At 40.5% G+C, this 20,174-nt stretch carries 21 protein-coding genes and 2 pseudogenes; 16 read left to right on the plus strand and 7 right to left on the minus strand.

The window, feature by feature from the left end:
* Positions 1-3: 3 nt before the first annotated feature.
* The 6 genes and pseudogenes from THETH_RS06655 (at position 4) to THETH_RS06680 (ending at position 6,222) form a co-directional block, all read left to right on the plus strand.
* Positions 4-915 carry a diaminopimelate dehydrogenase gene (locus THETH_RS06655; RefSeq protein ID WP_013932596.1) on the plus strand — a complete coding sequence of 304 codons (912 nt, stop codon included), beginning with the start codon at positions 4-6 and terminating at the stop codon, positions 913-915.
* Between the two features lie 49 nt (positions 916-964).
* Positions 965-2,539 carry an ABC transporter substrate-binding protein gene (locus THETH_RS06660; RefSeq protein ID WP_013932597.1) on the plus strand — a complete coding sequence of 525 codons (1,575 nt, stop codon included), beginning with the start codon at positions 965-967 and terminating at the stop codon, positions 2,537-2,539.
* 63 nt (positions 2,540-2,602) lie between these two features.
* Positions 2,603-3,523, plus strand: a complete 921-nt coding sequence (nikB, locus tag THETH_RS06665) for a nickel ABC transporter permease (RefSeq protein ID WP_013932598.1) — start codon at positions 2,603-2,605, stop codon at positions 3,521-3,523.
* Between the two features lie 15 nt (positions 3,524-3,538).
* Positions 3,539-4,429 (plus strand): ABC transporter permease, encoded by an 891-nt coding sequence (locus THETH_RS06670; RefSeq protein ID WP_013932599.1) that lies wholly within the window; start codon positions 3,539-3,541, stop codon positions 4,427-4,429.
* Positions 4,430-4,443: 14 nt separating this feature from the next.
* Positions 4,444-5,598: a C40 family peptidase gene (locus THETH_RS06675; RefSeq protein WP_013932600.1), complete on the plus strand. Its 1,155-nt coding sequence runs from the start codon at positions 4,444-4,446 to the stop codon at positions 5,596-5,598.
* 134 nt (positions 5,599-5,732) lie between these two features.
* Positions 5,733-6,222 (plus strand): annotated as a pseudogene (locus tag THETH_RS06680) (ABC transporter ATP-binding protein).
* On the opposite strand, the gene THETH_RS10925 reads toward THETH_RS06680, so the two are convergent.
* The gene (locus tag THETH_RS10925) at positions 6,214-6,651 is read right to left on the minus strand and encodes a hypothetical protein (protein WP_013932601.1); all 438 of its coding nucleotides are present in this window, start codon (positions 6,649-6,651) and stop codon (positions 6,214-6,216) included. The pseudogene THETH_RS06680 and the gene THETH_RS10925 sit on opposite strands and share 9 nt — an antisense overlap.
* Positions 6,652-6,859: 208 nt before the next feature.
* On the opposite strand from THETH_RS10925, the gene THETH_RS06690 reads away from it, so the two are divergent.
* From THETH_RS06690 to THETH_RS06700, 3 genes are read left to right on the plus strand one after another with little or no spacing between them, the layout of a single operon-like run.
* Positions 6,860-7,243 carry an ABC transporter ATP-binding protein gene (locus THETH_RS06690; protein ID WP_211205252.1) on the plus strand — a complete coding sequence of 128 codons (384 nt, stop codon included), beginning with the start codon at positions 6,860-6,862 and terminating at the stop codon, positions 7,241-7,243.
* The gene (locus tag THETH_RS06695; RefSeq protein WP_013932602.1) at positions 7,221-8,198 is read left to right on the plus strand and encodes an ABC transporter ATP-binding protein; all 978 of its coding nucleotides are present in this window, start codon (positions 7,221-7,223) and stop codon (positions 8,196-8,198) included. The genes THETH_RS06690 and THETH_RS06695 overlap by 23 nt, the downstream gene beginning before the upstream one ends.
* Before the next feature lie 10 nt (positions 8,199-8,208).
* Entirely contained in the window at positions 8,209-9,795 is a 1,587-nt protein-coding gene (locus THETH_RS06700; RefSeq protein WP_013932603.1) for an N-acyl-D-amino-acid deacylase family protein, read from the plus strand.
* A 6-nt stretch (positions 9,796-9,801) separates the two neighbouring features.
* On the opposite strand, the gene THETH_RS06705 is transcribed toward THETH_RS06700, so the two are convergent.
* Entirely contained in the window at positions 9,802-11,343 is a 1,542-nt protein-coding gene (locus THETH_RS06705) for a cation-translocating P-type ATPase (protein ID WP_245530470.1), read from the minus strand.
* A gap of 91 nt (positions 11,344-11,434) precedes the next feature.
* Between THETH_RS06705 and THETH_RS06710 the strand changes: the two genes are divergently transcribed.
* The 7 genes from THETH_RS06710 (at position 11,435) to THETH_RS06730 (ending at position 16,333) form a co-directional block, all read left to right on the plus strand.
* The gene (locus THETH_RS06710; protein ID WP_013932604.1) at positions 11,435-11,680 is read left to right on the plus strand and encodes a hypothetical protein; all 246 of its coding nucleotides are present in this window, start codon (positions 11,435-11,437) and stop codon (positions 11,678-11,680) included.
* A 4-nt stretch (positions 11,681-11,684) separates the two neighbouring features.
* Positions 11,685-12,521: a cysteine desulfurase family protein gene (locus THETH_RS10990; RefSeq protein WP_211205253.1), complete on the plus strand. Its 837-nt coding sequence runs from the start codon at positions 11,685-11,687 to the stop codon at positions 12,519-12,521.
* On the plus strand, positions 12,502-12,918 hold the full coding sequence (locus THETH_RS10995) for an aminotransferase class V-fold PLP-dependent enzyme (RefSeq protein WP_281012966.1): 417 nt from the start codon (positions 12,502-12,504) through the stop codon (positions 12,916-12,918). Before THETH_RS10990 ends, THETH_RS10995 begins: the two co-directional genes overlap by 20 nt.
* A 131-nt stretch (positions 12,919-13,049) precedes the next feature.
* Positions 13,050-13,703 carry a hypothetical protein gene (locus tag THETH_RS06720; RefSeq protein ID WP_013932605.1) on the plus strand — a complete coding sequence of 218 codons (654 nt, stop codon included), beginning with the start codon at positions 13,050-13,052 and terminating at the stop codon, positions 13,701-13,703.
* Between the two features lie 107 nt (positions 13,704-13,810).
* Positions 13,811-14,203: an MATE family efflux transporter gene (locus THETH_RS10320; protein WP_211205254.1), complete on the plus strand. Its 393-nt coding sequence runs from the start codon at positions 13,811-13,813 to the stop codon at positions 14,201-14,203.
* A gap of 276 nt (positions 14,204-14,479) precedes the next feature.
* A complete protein-coding gene (locus tag THETH_RS10325; RefSeq protein WP_052295976.1) occupies positions 14,480-15,139 on the plus strand; it encodes an MATE family efflux transporter in 660 nt (219 codons plus the stop codon).
* Between the two features lie 345 nt (positions 15,140-15,484).
* Complete coding sequence (locus THETH_RS06730) at positions 15,485-16,333, plus strand: M55 family metallopeptidase (RefSeq protein WP_013932606.1); 849 nt, start codon at positions 15,485-15,487, stop codon at positions 16,331-16,333.
* Positions 16,334-16,347: 14 nt separating this feature from the next.
* On the opposite strand, the gene THETH_RS06735 is transcribed toward THETH_RS06730, so the two are convergent.
* The 5 genes and pseudogenes from THETH_RS06735 to THETH_RS06750 all read right to left on the minus strand — a co-directional run bounded on the left by THETH_RS06735 (position 16,348) and on the right by THETH_RS06750 (position 20,161).
* Entirely contained in the window at positions 16,348-17,643 is a 1,296-nt protein-coding gene (locus THETH_RS06735; RefSeq protein WP_013932607.1) for an ArsB/NhaD family transporter, read from the minus strand.
* A 114-nt stretch (positions 17,644-17,757) separates the two neighbouring features.
* Positions 17,758-17,965: pseudogene (locus THETH_RS11080) on the minus strand (DUF1667 domain-containing protein).
* Between the two features lie 40 nt (positions 17,966-18,005).
* Positions 18,006-18,083, minus strand: coding sequence for a hypothetical protein (locus THETH_RS11085; protein WP_407635687.1), 78 nt, complete (start codon positions 18,081-18,083; stop codon positions 18,006-18,008).
* 267 nt (positions 18,084-18,350) lie between these two features.
* On the minus strand, positions 18,351-19,037 hold the full coding sequence (locus THETH_RS10530) for an NAD(P)/FAD-dependent oxidoreductase (protein ID WP_211205295.1): 687 nt from the start codon (positions 19,035-19,037) through the stop codon (positions 18,351-18,353).
* A gap of 128 nt (positions 19,038-19,165) precedes the next feature.
* Positions 19,166-20,161 carry a cation-translocating P-type ATPase gene (locus tag THETH_RS06750; protein WP_052295978.1) on the minus strand — a complete coding sequence of 332 codons (996 nt, stop codon included), beginning with the start codon at positions 20,159-20,161 and terminating at the stop codon, positions 19,166-19,168.
* Positions 20,162-20,174 lie beyond the last annotated feature (13 nt).

The raw sequence follows: 20,174 nt of genomic DNA on the forward strand, positions 1-20,174 counted from the left end.
GCTGTGCCGAAAACAAAGGTTCTCGTCGTTGGTTGCGGGCGAGTTGGCAAGGAAGTCGTCACTGCAGTTCAAGAAAGCCCAGACATGGAACTTGTTGGAATAGTTGAACAGCCTCACGTAGTGAATGACCTTAGAAAAAAGATAAAGGATATTCCAGTTGTCACCTTCGAGCAAGTTAAAGAACTTGGCAATGTGGATGTTGCAATATTGGCCATAGGCAGTAGGTTGATACCTGAAGTTGCCCCACTTTATTTGAAGATGGGAATGAACACAGTCGATGCTTACGATATTCACGCTGAAGGGATAGTGAGACTTAGGAGAAATCTCGACGTTGTTGCGAAGGAGAACAAAGTTGTGGCTGTGATCGCAGCTGGATGGGATCCAGGGACAGATTCGATAGTAAGGGCTTTGATGGAAGTAATAGCACCGAGGGGGATAACATATACGAACTTTGGACCTGGGATGAGCATGGGGCACACAGTTGCTGTGAAGGCAATAGAAGGTGTGGAAGATGCGATTTCGATAACCATACCAAAAGGGATGGGACAGCACAAAAGAGTTGTGTACGTGAGGGTGAAAGATGGGTACGAGTTTGAGAAGGTGGCAGAAAAGATCTTGAGCGATCCATACTTTTCACACGATGAAACGTATGTATATAAGGTTAACGATGTTTCAAGCCTTGTTGACATGGGACATGGGGTGAAGATAGAAAGAAAAGGTGTATCGGCAAGTGCGCACAATCAAAGAATGGAATTCACAATGAGTATCAACAATCCGGCTGCTACAGCACAAGTTATGGTGGCAGCGGCAAGGGCAAGTTTGAAACAAAAACCAGGGTGTTATACCTTATTAGAAATACCGTTGATTGATTTTCTTTGCGGTGATTTGGAACAACTGATTTGTCGTCTGGTTTGAGTTCAATTTAGGTCAAAGTACCCAAAAAAATCTTAAGGGGGTGTTTGGTGTGAGAAAGTTTGTAACTGTTTTTATCCTGCTTTCAGTATTAACAGTGTACACAGTTGGGTTCTCAGCTTCTCAACCAAAAAGAGGTGGCATTCTTTACGATTATTTAACCAGTGACCCGCTTGGATTCGACGTTCAAGAAAGCACTTTGCTATCCGTCTACACACTTGGAAGGCTTCTTTTCAGCACTTTAGTTCGCTACAAAGGAGAAACCTTGGAACTTGAGCCAGAGCTTCTTGCCAAAATGCCAGAAGTTTCAGAGGATGGTCTTGTTTACACGTTCGAACTGAAGAAAGGTGTTAAATTCCATGACGGAAAAACTGAGTTGACTTCTGACGATGTGAGATTCACAATCGAAAGAATGCTTGATCCAAAAGGAAAAGGGTTGAGCGCTTGGTTGTTCGACATGATACTTGGTGCAAAAGATTTCATGGCGGGAAAAGCAACATCCATAGAAGGTTTCAAGAAGATCGACAACTACAGATTCCAGATAATCCTTGAGAAGCCCTATTCACCATTCATTTACAATCTAGCAGTGCCAGGTGCATCGATATATTCTGAAAAACTTGTAAAAGCTGCTGGAGAAAATTGGAAGCTTAATCCAATTGGTACAGGACCTTTCAGACTAAAGCAATATGTCCCACAAACTGAAATAGTACTTGAGCGAAATCCATATTACTTTGAACCTGGCCTTCCATACTTGGATGGCATTCACATAAGAATTGTTCCCGACACAACAACAGCTTTGATGGAATTTGAAAATGGTACTCTTGATGTCTGCGTTATACCAGTCATCGAATATGAAAGAATCAAAGCAAGTGGAAAATTCAACATTATCGAGACGGTCGCGTTGAACACGTACTATTTCTTGATGAACATGAGCGATCCAATGTGGTCAGATGTCAGACTCAGAAAAGCCATGGCAATGGCTATAGACAAGGAAAAATTGGCAAAAAGCATTTTTGGACCGCGTGCAACTGTTGCAACAAGTTTTGTTACACCCGGTATACCTGGTGCGTATGAACTTGGTAAAGGACCAGCTTACGAATACAATCCAGAAGAAGCAAAAAGACTTGTACAAGAGCTGATAAAGGACGGTGTTAGTGTCAAAGTGCAAGCGTGGCAGTGGGGTGGAGATACACTCTCAGATCCAAACATCATAATCCAGGCAATGGCAAGAGAAGTTGGAATAGATCTTGAAATAATACCAGTCGAAAGTGCCGCATTCAGAGATGCCCGCCGCAAAGGAAAAATTCCCGCAAACTATGGAAACTGGTGGGCTGACATACCAGATCCGGATAACTATCTGTATGTCTTTTTCGCCAGGGATAACATGATGTCGTCTGGTTACAACAACGCACTGGTTCAAGATATGCTGGAAAAGGCGAGAATAGAACCTGATCAAAACAAGAGGATTCAGATGTACAGAGAGATCGAATACATCATTCTAAGAGAAGATGTTGCGATAATACCGTTGTTCCACCTGAAAAACCTTCTTGCAACCCAGAAAAACGTCAAAGGATTGTTCAGGCATCCAACTGGTATAACGGTTTACACGTACGCTTGGAAAGAATGAAAACTTTTCTGTGAATTAAAGGGGGAGGTCATCTCCCCCTTTATTAAAAGGGGTGGAAAACCTGTGTTGTCTTACATCGTGCGAAGACTTATTCTCGCGATTCCAGTCTTGCTTGGAGTCTCTTTGATCACTTTCATATTGCTGAACGTTGTACCAGGAGATCCTGTGCTGGAAATGGTTGGTAAGCACGCTGATCCTGCCACCATAGAGAGAATTAGAAAACAACTTGGCTTGGATGATCCAATAATCGTTCAATTTGGAAGATTTATCTTCAACGCCATGCGTGGTGACCTTGGACGCTCATTCAAAACCAACCAACCTGTTATGAAAATGATAATGGATACTTTCCCCACTACGGTGAAACTCGCGCTGACTTCAGCAAGTGTGGCAATCGTGATTGGAATAATCGTGGGAATAATATCAGCGGTTAAACAAGATACAATTTTTGACCATACAGCAAGAATAATAGCTTTAGCCGGCATTAGTGCGCCTGTTTTCTGGGTTGCGGTGGTTTTTCAACTGATCTTCGGCCTTAAACTAAAATGGTTTCCAATATCTGGTTACGGCACGTGGAAACACATGATATTACCAGCTTTTGTCTTGGGAATAAGATTTGCTGCATCGATTGCTAGATACACCAGAAGCACTCTTCTTGACGTCATAAGACAAGATTACATTCGAACCGCAAGGGCTAAAGGTCTTTCAGAAAGAGCTGTGATTTTTGGGCATGCACTTAAAAATGCATTGATACCTGTGGTAACCATTATTGGAATGCAAATAGGGGGATTGCTAACTGGATCTTTTCTGGTGGAAACGATCTTCGCCATACCTGGCTTAGGAAGGTTGTCCATACTGGCACTCTCGAACCGTGATTATCCACTCGTTCAGGGTACAGTTCTATTCACGGCAGTTGTTTACACGTTGGCCAACTTAATCGTTGACATATCGTACGCCTTCCTCGACCCAAGAGTTAGGCTTCAATAAAGGGGGACAAAAGCTATGGAAAAAAACGTAAAAACTGTTCAAATTTCTTACTGGAAGGATGTTTGGAGAAGACTTAAAAAGAAAAAGCCGGCTATGTTTGGACTCGTGGTGATAATCATTTTCACGCTGATGGCAATTTTTGCCCCCCTAATAGCTCCAGCAGACCCAAACAAAATAGATCTTGACAATCGTCTAAAGCCTCCTGGATCACCTTCGAGAATTTGCAAAAATGGAATTTACATACTTGGTTCTGATGAGTTTGGAAGAGATATATTTTCCAGGATAATTTACGGTTCAAGGATTTCGTTGAGCATAGGAATTTTGACACAGGCAATAGTTACAGTAATAGGAATTGCGATGGGAGCTATAGCAGGTTATTACGGAGGCAAAATCGATATGATAATAATGCGAGTTGTTGATATACTCTTTGCCTTTCCGGATCTTTTGTTTTACATTGGAATAATGTTTGCCCTTGGTCCTGGTATTTACAACCTATTCATCGCTATTTCAGTACTTGGATGGGCTAGCAGAGCAAGGTTGATAAGAAGCCAAGTATTAGCGATAAAGGAAACCGAATACATCGAAGCAGCAAAAGCCCAGGGGTTGTCTGATTTCAGGATAATCGTAAAGCATATTCTTCCAAACTGTATAGGTGTAATAATAGTTTCCGTGACACTTGGTATCCCATCCGCGATTTTAACCGAAGCTTCTCTTTCATTCCTTGGCTTGGGCATCCTGCCACCAACGCCAAGTTGGGGAAACATGATATATGCAGCAAGGCCTTATCTTCGAGTTAATCCACTCTACTCGGTCTGGCCAGGTATTGCCATCATGCTCAGCGTTTTTGCGTTCAATTTGCTTGGCGATGGGTTAAGAGATGTCCTTGACCCAAGGATGAGGCAATGATAGGAGGTCGAAAGATGAAGTACAAAATGTTGGTGATAATTTCTCTGATGATCCTTTCAACACTTTATTTTGGGAGTGATCAAAAAATGGAAAGTACAAAAATTGGGGAAGTCGTAGAAAACGTTAAAAAAACGGTTGAACTGCTGAGAAAGGAAATGAAAATCGATCCAAGGGAAACCGTGTTTGTATTAAACGTGAAGGAAGAAAGTGGAAAAGTTGTTTTGGAAGGAAAAATAAGTGATATCAATGTCAAAGAAAAGATTCTAAACGAGATTCAAACAAGGTTCTTAAACGTTGAAATCAAGGTAGAACAGCTTCCATCAAAAAAACTTGGCGAGAAGATTTGCGCTGTGGTGGCTGTTCCTGTTTTGAACCTTGGAGAAGCTCCGTGGAAAGATCAGGGCAAACATGTTGTTACACAAGCGCGAATGGGTGAGCTTTTGAAACTTTTTGACGAGAAAGAAGGATGGTACCTTGTTCAAATGGAAGACAACTACCTTGGATGGGTTTACGGCGAGAGAATATGGATTTGCGACGAAAAAGAGTTAAACAAATTTCTTTCCAACAAATTTGCCTTGATAACAGCCAAGATGACGCCAGCATTCGCCAGTTTAGACGGTGTTGTGGCCTTCGATAAGCAATTAGTCCAAGGTACTTTGCTACCAATCCTTGAACATGATGAAAGATGGTCAAAACTTTTAGTTCCAGGTGGCAGAGAAATTTACGTGAAAAGTCAAGACATAAAAGTCTTCCCCACGCGCGATGCTGCTTTCAGCGAGAAAAGAGATGCTCAATACATAATCGAGATAGCCAAGCAATACCTGGGCTTACCTTACCTTTGGGGTGGAACAACTGCCTATGGTTTTGATTGTTCTGGTTTTACGCAGTTTTGCTTCAAGATGGCAGGTTATTTCCTAAGAAGGGACGCCGACATGCAATTCGAACAAGGCATACCGATCATGGATAGAAAGGAACTAAAACCGGGAGATTTGGTCTTTTTCCAAACCTACAAACCTGGTCCCTCACACGTTGGAATTTACATTGGCGATATGAAGTACATCCACTCCGGAAGTAACGGTGTTGCTATAAACAGTTTTGATCCTTCTGCTCCCGATTATTCCCAAAGCTTGGATCTTAGATACATTGGAGCTAGAAGGATCCTTCCATAAATGGAGGGAACATCGTGGGAGAGAATAAACTGCTTGAAATTAGAAATTTAAGTGTTGAGTTCGCAACTTTTGCAGGAACAGTTCACGCCGTTGACAGAGTAACTTTACACATAAACGAAGGGGAAACTGTCGGAATGGTTGGAGAATCTGGTTGCGGTAAATCCACCGTAGCACTTGCCATAATGAGACTTCTGCCAACACCTCCAGCGAGAATTAAAAGTGGAGAAATAATATTCGAAGGAGAAAACTTGCTCAAAAAATCAGAAGAAGAAATGAGGCAAATCAGAGGTGGAAAAATCTCAATGATCTTTCAAGAACCTATGACGTCGTTGAACCCAGTTTACACAATAGGAAAGCAAATTTCCGAAGCAATAATTGTTCACAAAAAAAGCCTCAAAAGAAGAGGCAAAGCAAATGACCATCGAGATGTTAAAGCTTGTGAAAATACCCAATCCAGAGAAAAGATACTACGAATATCCGCACCAACTTTCAGGTGGCATGCGACAAAGAGTGATGATAGCAATGGCTTTGGCTTGCAACCCAAAACTTTTGATCGCAGATGAACCCACCACCGCTCTCGATGTTACAATACAAGCTCAAATTTTAGAGGACCTGTCAACTTAAGAAGGAAAACTGCACTAATAGAAGAAATGGAAATAGCCACTTAACTATGTCCTCATCCCTCCTCTTGTACCATAACCTGCTTATGTTAAAACGCCTCAGCCTGTACCTTTTTATCCCTATCACACTCTCAACAAGACTTCTTTCCCCAAACCTCTCATGCTCGTGTTCCCAATATCCCATATTCTTTTTTCTCGCTTCCCAGTACCATGGCCCTGCTTTGCCTTTCTCTCGTGTCTTACTGACCAACGCATAGATCACTTTCTTCCTCTTAACCTCATTTATGTTCACCTTCATCTCGTCTATAGCTACTACTGCTTTGCCTTCTATCTTCTCAGCATTCATCCTTGTCCACCATTTCCTCAAGGCTTCATGACTGACTCCAATTATGGCTGCTGCCTTCCTTAATGCAAGTTCATACTTTCGCCTCATGTGGAACTCTTTGTCTTTGAAAAAGGTTTGGTATAATTTGGTATAGGTACTCGGTGATATTTGTTGTTGTAACTTTCATATTCACGGGAACCTCCTTTCGGTGAGAAGAGTTGGTTCCCGTTTATTTTATCGTATTTCCCGGCTTAAGTTGACACCTCCTTTAGAATTGATATCGGATTTGAAAAAACAATTCAACATGAGTGTATTGTTGATAACCCACAATCTTGGAATAGTTGCGGAAATGACGAGTCGCGTCTTTGTAATGTATGCAGGACAACTTGTGGAGGAATCACCCTGCAAGGAACTTTTTGAAAAACCTCTTCATCCTTACACCGAAGCACTCTTGAAATCTATACCAAGCTTGGAGTCAAAGAAAGGCAGTAAGTTGTACACAATCCCAGGAACGGTTCCAAATCTTTTGGATCCACCTTCTGGATGTCGCTTTCATCCAAGATGTGAATTTGCAAAAAAGATATGCTCAGAAAAGGTCCCATCACTCACTTTGCAGGACAACGGAAGAAAAGTTAGATGCTTCCTACGTGGCTCAGAACCCGAGGAGGTGAACACCATTGAGTTTGCGAAAAGTTGTTGAAGTGCGAGGACTTGTAAAATGGTTCCCAGTAAAGACAGGGATTTTTCAAAACAAAATCCTTGGTTACGTGAAAGCAGTTGATGAAGTGGATTTTGAAATATACGAAGGACAAACACTTGGCTTAGTCGGAGAAAGTGGTTGTGGAAAAACCACGACCGCAAGGTGCATCTTAAGGCTTGTTGAACCAACAAAGGGAGAAATCATCTTCAACGGGATCGACATAACTAAACTCAAGCAAAAAGAACTTAGAAAGTTAAGGCCTAAAATGCAAATAGTTTTTCAAGATCCATACAGTTCTCTCAATCCAAGGCTTACAGTTAAAGAAATTATCGGAGAGGCTTTGGATTATCACGGTATAGCGAAGGGAAAAGAGCTTGAAGAGAGAGTGAAGGAACTTCTGGAAATGGTTGGACTTGCCCCTGAACATATGAGAAGGTATCCCCATGAGTTTTCCGGCGGTCAAAGGCAAAGAATAAGCATAGCAAGAGCTCTGGCAACAAATCCAGATTTGATCGTTTGTGATGAACCTGTCTCGGCTTTGGATGTCTCCATCCAAAGTCAGATACTCAATTTGCTCGAAGAACTTCAGGAAAAATTTAAGATATCTTACCTCTTTATTTCTCACGAGCTAAACGTTGTAAAGTATATCTCCCATAGAATAGGCGTCATGTATCTAGGGAAAATAGTAGAAATCTGTGACAGCGAAGAGCTTTACACCAATCCATTGCACCCATACACAAAAGCTTTGATTTCAGCTATTCCAATTCCAAATCCAAAGGTTAAAAGACAAAGGATAATCTTGGAAGGAGATGTGCCAAGTCCATTCAATCCTCCACAAGGCTGCAGGTTTACCCCAAGATGCCGCTATGCCATGGAAATCTGCAAAAAAGAACATCCAAGGTTGATCGAGGTATCACCAAATCATCTTGTTGCTTGTTACCTTTACCAATCATGAGGTGATGAAAATGTTCGATCTTTTGATAATAAACGGCAAGATAATCGATGGAACTTCCAATCCTTGGTTTTACGGAGATATAGCTGTCAAAGATGGAAAAATTATTCAAGTCGGTTTTATCAAAGAGAAAAAAGCCAAAAGGATAATCGACGTAAGTGGGCTTTTTGTTTGCCCTGGTTTCATAGACATCCACAGCCATTCGGACTTAGAACCGATGGCCAATTATCGTTGCGAAAGCAAAGTTAGACAAGGTGTCACAACCGAAGTGGTTGGAAACTGTGGAGATTCAGCTGCGCCTGTTTTTGGTCAAGCTTACGAAGATCAAAAGAAAGCCACCGAAGAGTATGAATTAAAACTAACCTGGCAAATAGTTGCACAGTATTTGGATGCTCTACAAAACTCAAAACCAAGCATCAACTATGCCATGTTGATCGGTCATGGAACGATTCGAAAATCGGTTATGGGATACGATAATAGAAAACCAACAGCCGATGAACTGGAAAAGATGAAAGAACTTGTCAAACAAGCGATGGAAGAAGGGGCATTTGGAATCTCAACTGGCTTGCTATATCCTCCTGGTTCATTTGCCGATGTTGAGGAAATAATAGAGCTATGCAAAGTTGTTGCAAAATACGGTGGTTATTACGCAACGCATATGAGAAGTGAAGGTGATTGGTTAGAACAATCCGTGGCTGAAACGATAGAAATTGGAAAACAAGCCAACATTTCAGTTCAAATTTCACATCACAAAGCCTTTGGAAAACAAAATTACGGCAAGGTTGAAAAAACCTTGAGAATGATAGAACAAGCAAGAAAAAATGGTATAGATGTCACTTGCGATGTTTATCCTTACACCGCAACTTCAACAAGCTTGGCTTCGATTCTTCCAAGTTGGGTTCACGAAGGTGGCAAAGAAAAAATGCTCGAAAGGCTGAAAAACAACGAAATCAGACGGAAAATAGCCGAGCAAATAGACCCAGTACAACGTCGAATCAGTGGATACGAGAATCTCTACATCAGCTATGTTTCCAGCGACAAGAACAAATGGTGTGAAGGAAAAAGCGTTCAACAAATTGCACATCAACTGAACAAAGAACCGATAGATGTGGTTTTGGATCTGATAATCGAAGAAAAAGCACACGTTGGAATGATAAGATTCGCTATGGATGAAGAAGACGTGAAGAAGGTTATATCAAGTCCATACTCGATGATAGGCTCTGATGGAAGCGCTCTTGCACCGTATGGAATTCTTTCAAAAGGTCATCCTCATCCAAGAAACTACGGTACATTTCCAAGGGTTTTGGCAAGGTATGTGAGAGAGCTAGAGGTTATAAGTTTAGAAGAAGCGATCAGGAAGATGACGTCTTTTCCAGCTCAAAGGCTTGGACTCAGCGATAGGGGTTTGATCAAGCCAAACATGGCAGCAGACATAGTTGTTTTTGATTTTGACAAGGTGAAGGACACTGCGACGCATGAAGAACCGAAGAGATACCCAGAAGGGATAGAGTATGTGATAGTGAACGGTGTGATCACCGTTGAGAAAGGTGAACACACCGACGCAAGAGTTGGAAAAGTGTTGAGAAAAAATTCAAACTGAAAAATTTTAGCTGTATCTTTTTCTCAAAAACAGTTTTACCAACTCATACAGCGGAACGATCAACAAAGCGGTAACTACCGATACAAGCAGCTGAATTCCCGTCAACGGATGCGTCCCAAATATCTCTTGAAGTCCTGGTACGTAGATCACAGCCAAAAGCATCAAGAAGGAAACCACACAAGCAAGGATCAAGCGCGGATTGTTTCTTATACCCACCTTGAAGAGTGAATGTTTCAAAGATTTCGAGTTAAACGCGTGAAGAAGCTGGCCTGTTGAAAGTGTGAAAAAGACCATTGTTCGAAGCAACCTGATTTCATCATGCTCCCAAAGTGCCCAACCGTACACAAACATCGTAAGTATCGACAAAAGCAATCCACCAAGTAATATGCTGGTTAAAACCTGTTTGTTCATTATTCCTTCCTTTGGATCTCGTGGAGGTCTTTCCATGATATCAGGTTCTGCAGGTTCAACTCCCAAAGCAAGAGCCGGCAGACCATCTGTGACCAAATTCATCCACAGTATCTGAACGGGTATCAAGGGCAAAGGCAACCTTAAAAGTATCGATATGAAAATAGTCGCAACTTCGCTTATGTTGCACGAAAGTAGGTAATAAACCACCTTTCTGATGTTGTCAAAAATCTTTCTTCCCTCTTCGATAGCCGCAACTATGCTTGCAAAATTGTCGTCGGTGAGTATCATCTCAGATGCATCCTTTGAAACATCGGTACCAGTGATACCCATCGCAACGCCAATGTCGGCTCTCTTGAGAGCAGGGGCATCGTTGACGCCGTCACCCGTCATCGCAACGATTTTTCCTTTTCTTTTCAAAGCTTCAACTATCTTGAGTTTATCACTCGGAGAAACTCTTGCGTAAACTTTCACCTTTTCAACAACTTCCTCTAAATCTTTCACGTCCATTTCGATGAGTTCCTTACCAGTCAGTATCATCCCATTTTCATCCATTATTCCTAGTTCTTGCGCTATTGTTTTTGCAGTTATTTTGTGATCACCCGTTATCATCACAACATCGATACCAGCTTTCTTGCACTTTTCAAGAGCTTCTTTAACCTCAGGTCTTGGTGGATCGATCATTCCCATAAGTCCAAGAAAGATCAAGTCATCTTCAAGGTTCGAATAATCTTCGCTTTCAAGATATTTGAAGGCCACGGCAAGCACTCTTAAACCCTGTTCTGCCATTTGGGAGTTAACCTTTTCGATTTCAACCCTATCTTCCTGGGTCATTTCTTTTATTTGTCCCTCATAGTCCATGAAATGGCTACACTTTGATATAACGACATCTGGTGCTCCTTTTGTGAAAACTATCTTCTTTGATTCAAACTGGTGAACCGTTGTCATCATCTTTCTTTCAGATTCAAAAGGTATTTCATAAACTCTTGGATATGTTTTTTCAAGCTGTTCTTTTTCAAATCCGTTTTCAAAAGCAGCAACTGCCAACGCAACTTCCGTTGGATCACCGGATGTGATTCTTTTACCATCTTTCACTGTTACAAACGCATCGTTGCACAAAGCGGCACCTTTAAAGAGCATCTCCAACACTTTACTTTTATTTGATTTGATCTGCTGTTGATCGAAAAACATCTTTGGATGAACGTAGTACTTCACCAGTAGGGGGAAATAATTGAGTGAAATAGAACTAGATATAAGGAATGTTGGTTCATCATGTACTCAGCACCCTGTGATAGTACTAGCTAATAAGTTATCCGAGATGGGAGATAAAATCAAGAACCTAAAACTGTATTTCAAGTCCAGGGATATTCCACCCCCTGTCTTGAAACTATACCTCTCAAGATATGGTTTTGAAATAGTGGAACTAGGTTACCTGAATAGTGATTCCATGTATGCTCGGGCAGTGAAAAAAGTGTAGCATAATGGAATCTCCCAGTAGTAGGATAAAGGAACTTCTTAGAGAACACGGCGAGCCGCCGAGGCATATCTACTATGATCTCGAAAACAGTGGATGGGTCCCGCCAGAAGTAGTTGAGGCCATGTTACCATATTTTAATACAAAAGGATATGGTCACCCCTCAATAACACATAAAGTTGGATGGGAGGCACTAGAAATCGTTTACGAGACAAAGGAATTACTAGCTAGAACCATTGGAGCCAAGGATGTAGAGGAAATAGTGTTCACACATAGCGGCACAGAGGCAAATAACCTAGCTATAATGGGCTACCTACTCAAGAATAGACAGAGAAAGGGCAAAGTCATTGTATCAGCAATTGAGCATCTCAGTGTAATACATCCAGCGGAATACTTAGCTGAACTATTCGGATTCCAGGTTCAACGTATACCAGTAGACACTGAAGGCTTCGTAGACCCGGAGATGCTCAAGTACTATGTTGATAAGGACACAATACTAGTAAGTATACAAATGGTGAACCACGAGATCGGAACAATACAGAATATACGCGAACTAGTAGACACTGCTAAAACCATTAACTCTAACCTTGTATTTCACACCGATGCAGCTGACGCATACGGATGGATGCCAATCGATGTAGACAAGTTAGGCGTGGATTTGTTAACAATCAGTAGCCATAAAATACATGGACCAAGGGGGGGTGGGCGCTCTCTACGTGAAAAAAGGAATAGAGCTGGACTCTCCAATAAAAGGTCAACTCAGTGTAGAGAAGCACTGGCCTGGCGTAGAAAATGTTCCAGCCATAGCAGGTTTCAAGAAGGCTATAGAGCTATTCTTCAGTGATTTCGAAGGCAGAGTTAACTATGTGAAGACCCTGAGAGATAGGCTTCTCAAAGGCATATTGGAAAACGTACCCCACGTACTTGTAAATGGTCCATTGGGAGATAAAAGAGTTGCAAATAACGTTAATGTTGCATTTCTCTATGTTGAAGGCGAAGCAATAACAGTCGAGCTAAGTTTGCATGGAATATATGTTTCAAGTGGTAGTGCTTGTTCAAGCCGCATACTAGAGCCAAGCCATGTGTTACTAGCAATAGGCCGCAAACACGAGGAGGCCCATGAGAGCATATTGTTCAAGGTATCCAGGTATCACACCATGGATGATATAGAGTACACCCTCAAAGTACTACCAGGCGCTATTAATAGACTACGAATAATTAGCTCCGTTAAACCAGCATAGAGGATTATATATTACTCATGTTTTTTTAACCCATCACTCTCCTAATTTACTCTGGTAATAAGATATTTGCTTATTACGATGAATAAAGGTGGCTAACTAGTTGAACAACCCGGTAGAGTAGCTTAATAGCCATGATAGTGACGTTTGCATTAATAGACTCTTTTGACCCGTGTATATATGCATTGTTTATTTCGCTCCTGGCATCTGTGATAAGTAATATCAAGTATGCTTTTAAAATCGGCATATCTTTCCTCATAGCAGTGTATACTGGGTACTATATACTTGGATTATTCATCAGGTATATTACAATTCGTCTACACGTATCAATACTTGCAGGCCTTTTATTGATCTACGCTACATTCATGTTTATTCTCATTATTATTGAGAAGAATGGAAGAACAAATGAACTAGTGTGCCGTGAAGACAAAATAGAATGTAAAATAATCAATGTACTTCAATTGAATAAGCTCCTGGGGAGAGGTGTGCTGTTCACAATACTACTAGGCTTCATAGCATCATTTACATTACTGCCATGTACAGCGGGATTATACATAGTCTACAATATTGTAATAAGAGAACATGGCTTTGCAACGTGGGCCGCGCTCACAGCACTGTACGTATTTCTATTTATATCACCACTGATACTAATATTTCTCATGATCATAGGAGCAGCTAGAACCATGATCCTGCAGAGATTCATTGTTGGGAAAGAATCTATCTTCAAGCTAGCTGGAGCAGTGGTGATGATAATAACAGCTATATACTTGGTGCTCTTATCCCACTGAGCGTTATAGTTACCTGTTATTAGAGGTTATTCAAAAACATTTTAATGTCACTATTTTGATTGATTACAGCAGAAGGAAAAGGTGATTTAAAAACGCCAGCAGCAGGTATGAGTATAGTTGAAAAATATAGGGATGAAATAGTCGATAATGATAGGCCGATAATAAAGACCCTTCTCAAGCTTGGAGTACCATTGATGCTTGTTCAACTGGTACACATATCATATCATATTGTTGATGCATACTGGCTTGGACAGTATTCAAGTGAGTTGATAGCTGCCCCTAGACAAGTATGGCCTACATTCATGTTATTTCATGCTTTAAGCATGGCTCTTAGTACTGCTAATCTTGCTTTGTTGTCGCAGTACGTTGGTGCAAGAATGTATGATAAGGTAAGAGAAACCTTATCTAAATTCTTCACTGTGTCACTTATACTGGGTGTACTGTTTAGTGTCTTGTATTTTGCTTTAAGAGAAGTAGTATTCGGAATTATGCTAGTATAATACCCTTGACCTGCTACTAGCATACTTCTCAATAACATATGCTACTGTATTACAGGCGATAGGTGATACTAGAACACCTGCAATAGTAGGAGTAATATCTGCGCTAATGAACATTGTTCTAGACCCATTTCTTATTATTGGTATAGGGACCTTTCCCCAGGCTAGGCGTGGTTGGTGCAGCTATAGCAACGGTCATTAGCAGACTTATAGGTGTAATTATAGGGTTTTACATATTACTTAAGAGATACCCGGAATTCGAACCATCAGTAACCAGCAATGTTGATAAAGATAGGAACTCCTGTTTTAGCTATGCATGTGTTTAATAGTCTTGGATTCATGTTCCAGAATAGGCTTGTAAACTCCTTTGGAGTAGTGGCTGCGGCGGCCTTTGCAATAGGATTCCTTATAATGGATCTAGCGGATGCTACTATGTGGGGGATTACGCAACCAGTAGCTATAATGATAGGACAAAATCTAGGAGCAGGCAACTTGGAAAGGAGTAAGAAGATTGCGTGGAGAACTGTTCTATTCGTATTAGTTACTACATATGTAGGTGTAGTCCTTGTTTACTCTATAAGGGAGTGGGTTATATGGGCTTTCACCGACAATCTAGAGATCTATGCTGAAGCATTAAGATTCATTAATATCTTCATGTGGAGCCTGCCTTTCTTCGCTGTATTCTTCGTAGCAATGTCCGTTGGTAGAGGCTCAGGCAGAACATTGGTACCAACAATAATTGGTTTCATTAGAATATGGGGTCTACGTATAGCATTAGGCTCAATACTAGCATATATCCTCAACATGGAAATAATAGGTGTGTGGGTGGCCATGACTATAAGTAACTTCATTGGCGGCATTGTAAGTATTCTATGGATAAAATATGGTAATTGGAACAGCCCAATAATAAAGAGAACTCTTCCAACTCATTCACGTTGACTCTAGATTAGATCAATATTTTACAAATGGTTCCCCGTATTCATTTATCTAGTATCTAGTATACTTGATGTCGCTCCAAGTAGGTTCGCTCCTCGTCACTCTGCTCACAGTTTACAGCTTTAAGGAGTTATTTATTCCTCGGAGCCATCAGTGAAAAGGTAATTTTATTCGTCCCCATTCAACGGCTCATTCACGGCTTCCAATATATTTAGGTCGGTGGATAGATTTACGAAGTTTGCAAGAAGCTGTTAAAAAGCCCTGGGTTAATAGGCCATAGTTTGTAAGCCTATGTATCAGCTCTAATATATTAGATTAAAACAATTATAAACAGGTTAGGGGTCTACTATGAAGATATACGTATCCGTGGATATTGAGGGGTTGCCAGGCGTGGTCCTACCTACAATGACTGCTCCTTGGAGTAGTCAGTTCCAGAGAGCCTCCAGGATAATGACCAGGTTGACAAATGTGCTCGCAGACGAGGCCTTTAGGAATGGGGCTTCAGAAGTATACGTTGCAGATAGTCACGGGTTAATGACTAATATTGATTATCTTGAACTCGATGGTAGAGTAAACATTATACAAGGCTACCCCAGGGCATTCAGTATGGTCAGCCTATTAGACAGCACCTTCAATGCTATCTTCTACCTGGGATACCACTCCGCAGCAGGTACTCCACATGGCACATTAGAACATACGTACAATGGGAGGGTATTCTCCGAGATAAGGGTTAATGGTATAAGGGCAAGTGAATATATTCTCAATAGTCTCTATGCTAGTGAACAAGGTGTTCCAGTAGCGTTCCTTGCTGGAGATGAATATTTAAGAAAAGAAGTAGAAGTGTACACTCCTTGGGTTGTCTTTGTACCATTAAAGAAAGGTGTTTCTAGGTATAGTGCCATATCTCCAGGTCTCAGTCAAATTGAAAAGGCCATCAGAGAGGGTGTTACAGAAGCAATGAGTAAAGTAAAGGAAAACAAAGTTAAACTGCTAGAAATTACTAAGCCATATAAAGTTGAATTAGTATTCAGAGATTCCCTTATAGCTGATGCACTCGAAGAATGGGATATCATGGAGAGGCTTGATGCATACACATTAAGATTCACCACCGACTCGGCAAGAAAAATGCTTGCTATAATATCAATATGCTCGCTAGTCGGTAGCGGTATTGAAAGTCTTAAAGCAAATATAAGATAATAATAATGAGGCCTCTATGGGAGAAGAATATATAATATGTAATGCAAAATTTGTCCAATCAATACGGCCGTTACGGTATGAGGTACTCCTAATTTAACGAACTCCACAAAGGTCACTTTTCTTTCATTTTTTTCTACGATACCCACTGCAACAGCATTAGCTGCTGCTCCAATATATGTACAATTACCACCTAGACTACCTCCCAATAACAATGCCCACATTAAGGTATAGATATTCATTCCAGAAATCTCGGAGAGCTTTACTACGAGTGGAATCATAGTAGCAAAATAGGGAATATTATCAATAAACGCCGATATCAGAACAGATGCCCATATTATTATCGAAGATGCAATAACAATATTATTTCTACTATATAAGTGTATATAACTTGCTAGTGTATCTATGACACCTGTCTTATAAAGTGCTCCAGTTAATATTGTCATTTCCACTATAAAACCTATTGTCAACCAATCTACTGAGACCCGTAGTGGTTCAAGGACATTATTTCTCCTAATCCTCATAATAGTAATTAACAATGCTCCTAATAGTGGAGGGAACCATAGAGGGATATTGTATGTAGAGCGTATACTGAGTAGTATTACAACTAATGTAAATACTGATATTACCTCTGCAATTAGTACTTTATCCTTGAGATACTGTTTTTCATCAGGCACTACGAGATTATTGTTGGAATTTTTCTTGTCAATATAGCTTCGTGCTGTGAATAATAATGTTGCTGATGCTACAGGTACTGCTACCATAATAATAAAGAATATACTTGGTTTGCCTTTGAATACTATGAAGTCCGTGAAGCTTAAATCAAGCGCTGAAGCAACCATCATACTGGGAGGATCTCCTATCATTAATGCTGCACCTACTAGATTAGCTCCAAGTGCTACTCCTACAACAAATGGTACTATACTCACACCCATGCTTCTAGCAATATTGATGGCTATTGGAGCCAAAAGTATAGTTGTAGATACATTATCAAGTAAAGCTGATATGAGCGAGCCAACGACTGATAGTATATAGAGGGATTTAAAAGGATCTCTACCTACCTTCTTAACAAATTTAATTGCTATCCAGGCAGCTATTCCAGACTTCTCCATATAATATGCAATAATACCCATTCCAATGAGTAGACATGCCACATTGAAATCAGCATACCTAATAATATCCTCAGGTGTAAGTACACCAAGAATCAATAAAGCAACTACTCCGAGTAAACCAGCATAAAACCTATGTATTCTACCCCATATCACTAGTGAAATTACAACTATGAATACTACTATCGAAATGAGTGCATGCATTATTGTTGACCACCAGCCTGTGGTAATCTCTTTACTAGAATTTAAAGGTTTATTTTAGGAATAGATCCCGTTCCTATGCACTATGTCAAGATAATGTGTAATGAACAGTACTAATTAATTACTTATTCTCCGAACTCTCCTCGTGGCTATGATATCTACGCCACAAATATCTTCTAGTATTACTTGTCCTATTTCAACTGGTGCCTCTACTACAACATTAACGAGTCTTTTCATTACCTCATCTATACAACTCTTGGGTACAGGTTTGCTAGTTATGACTGAAACTGTAGGGAATTCCCTTAACAACCTTTACAACGCTCATGACGTATCGTTGTGGGTTGATTACTTCTTGTTTGGCATACTCAATACCTCTTGCAATTATATCCTTCAACTTTGATTACTTCATTGCCCTTCATAGTTACCTTTAAAGTACAACTCATAGGACATAGAATGCATATCAATTCCTTCTCTACTATTTCATTATTTTCCAACTAGTACCACCTCTAAGGTAAGTTTGTCAGCTTGTAGATTGGAGAATACATCCTTTTTCAAGTCTAGAACCATCATTTCGGCTGGTCTAACAGCATTATGGTATATTTTCATCTTTAATTCAGGTACTTGTACGAATACTCTTTTCTCCGGGAATTGCACCCTAGCATATATTCTAACGTTTCGTGTTCCACTTACATAGTGTGGAACAAGAAGCCTTATATTGCGACCTTTATGATTGGTTTCCAATCATATATAGGAATCCCATTATTTGTCACAAATATATATGCTCCTTCAGCCGCTATTTCGCCCTGAAGCACTACATAATCCACAAGATCATTTACGACAAGAGCATTTCCAGCGACAAATATTCCAGGTACATTTGTCTCTAAGAGTTCATTCACTACGGGACCTCCAGTTGATGGATCAATAATAACTCCCAGCTTCTCTAGTAGATCAATATTGGGTCTTAATCCAGCTGCAATTATTACTGTGTCGCAAGGTATTTCAAATTCTGTACCTTCAATAGGTCGTAATTTTTCATCTACCTTGGCTACTACTACTTTTTCCACCCTTTTCCTACCTATGATTTTCACTACCGCGTGACTTAATAATAGTGGTATATTAAAATCTAATAGACATTGAACAATATTTCTCGTTAATCCACCAGGATAAGGCATTATTTCAACTACAGCTTTCACTTTTGCTCCTTCAAGTGCAAACCTCCTGGCCATTATTAATCTTACATCACCAGATCCGATGATCACTACTTCCTTTCCAGGTAGAATTCCGTAAATGTCCATTAGCGTCTGTACTTCCCCCGCTGCGTATACTCCGTCTACTCTGCTACCAACTATTCCGAGTCCGTGGATATTTCTCTCGTGTGCACCAGTGGCGTATATGATAGTTTTACTGAACTAGTTTAGCAACGCCTTTAGGAGATATGATACTAGTTATTTTCTCATTGAACTTGGAATATTGTATTGAATAGACATGTGCATTAGTAATATATTCCACGTTTAGTTTCTCCATTTTATCGATTAATCTCTGGATGAACTCTGTTCCTGTTAAGTCCTCTGACGTTAACAGAACCCAATGCTTCAACAGCTTGAAGTTTTCTTATTATCGCATGGCGTTTCACCATGTTGTACATTCCAAGTGCAAGAACGATTGTAACCACAGCTGGTAAACCTTCTGGAACTGCGGCGACGGCAAGGCTAACGGCGGTCAAAAACATCTCAAGAACGGGATTACCTTCCAAAGTCCCAACGATAAACACAATGGCACATATGGCAAGGATGATTATTCCTATTTGTTTTCCAAGCTTTTCCAAGTTAACTTGCAGCGGTGTTTTTGTTTCTTCCATCTGTGAAAGCGCTTTTGCTATTTTTCCTATCTCCGTCTCGTTTCCGGTGGCTGTAACAATAGCTTTGCCTCTTCCCCTGCTCACAATCGTTCCAGAGTAAACCATGTTTTTCCTGTCGCCAATCGGCAGATTTTCTTCATCGATCGCTTGAACGATTTTTTCTACAGGTTGAGATTCACCGGTTAAAGCTGCTTCACTGGTCGACAAATTCACGGCTTCTACAACTCTTCCATCCGCTGGAACGTAGTTTCCTGCTTCAAGGATGACAACGTCACCTGGAACAATTTCCCTGGATGGAACAGTTTGAACTACGCCATCTCTTATGACTTTGGCCGTCGGAGCTGCCATTTTCTTGAGCAAGGCCAAGGATTTTTCTGCCTTTGCTTCTTGAATAGTGCTGATTATCACATTCAAAACGACTATTGCCATTATCAAAATTGCATCCACCGTTTCTCCAAACAAAAGCGAAATCACTGCTGCCGCCAAAAGTATGATTATGAGAAAGTTCGCAAACTGGGAAAGAAACATTTGAAAAATTGTTCTTCTTTTTCCTTCCTCAAGTTCGTTGGGACCGTATTGTTCTAACATTCTTTTTGCTTCTTGGCTGGAAAGTCCATTCTGCAGATCGGTGGAAAAATGCTTTAAAATCTCGGAAACGTCCATTCTATAAAAGTCT

Origin of the sequence: Pseudothermotoga thermarum DSM 5069, assembly GCF_000217815.1 — a bacterium.
In the GTDB taxonomy this organism is placed as follows: Bacteria; Thermotogota; Thermotogae; order Thermotogales; family DSM-5069; genus Pseudothermotoga; species Pseudothermotoga thermarum.

Coding starts and splice junctions, on each gene's coding strand:
- THETH_RS06670 (WP_013932599.1), top strand. CDS start 3,539: ATGGAAAAAAACGTAAAAACTGTTCAAATTTCTTACTGGAAGGATGTT.
- THETH_RS06675 (WP_013932600.1), top strand. CDS start 4,444: ATGAAGTACAAAATGTTGGTGATAATTTCTCTGATGATCCTTTCAACA.
- THETH_RS10925 (WP_013932601.1), bottom strand. CDS start 6,651: ATGAGGCGAAAGTATGAACTTGCATTAAGGAAGGCAGCAGCCATAATT.
- THETH_RS06700 (WP_013932603.1), top strand. CDS start 8,209: ATGTTCGATCTTTTGATAATAAACGGCAAGATAATCGATGGAACTTCC.
- THETH_RS06705 (WP_245530470.1), bottom strand. CDS start 11,343: ATGCTCTTTAAAGGTGCCGCTTTGTGCAACGATGCGTTTGTAACAGTG.
- THETH_RS10990 (WP_211205253.1), top strand. CDS start 11,685: ATGGAATCTCCCAGTAGTAGGATAAAGGAACTTCTTAGAGAACACGGC.
- THETH_RS06720 (WP_013932605.1), top strand. CDS start 13,050: ATGATAGTGACGTTTGCATTAATAGACTCTTTTGACCCGTGTATATAT.
- THETH_RS10320 (WP_211205254.1), top strand. CDS start 13,811: ATGAGTATAGTTGAAAAATATAGGGATGAAATAGTCGATAATGATAGG.
- THETH_RS10325 (WP_052295976.1), top strand. CDS start 14,480: ATGTTGATAAAGATAGGAACTCCTGTTTTAGCTATGCATGTGTTTAAT.
- THETH_RS06730 (WP_013932606.1), top strand. CDS start 15,485: ATGAAGATATACGTATCCGTGGATATTGAGGGGTTGCCAGGCGTGGTC.
- THETH_RS06735 (WP_013932607.1), bottom strand. CDS start 17,643: ATGCATGCACTCATTTCGATAGTAGTATTCATAGTTGTAATTTCACTA.
- THETH_RS11085 (WP_407635687.1), bottom strand. CDS start 18,083: ATGAGTTGTACTTTAAAGGTAACTATGAAGGGCAATGAAGTAATCAAA.
- THETH_RS06750 (WP_052295978.1), bottom strand. CDS start 20,161: ATGGACGTTTCCGAGATTTTAAAGCATTTTTCCACCGATCTGCAGAAT.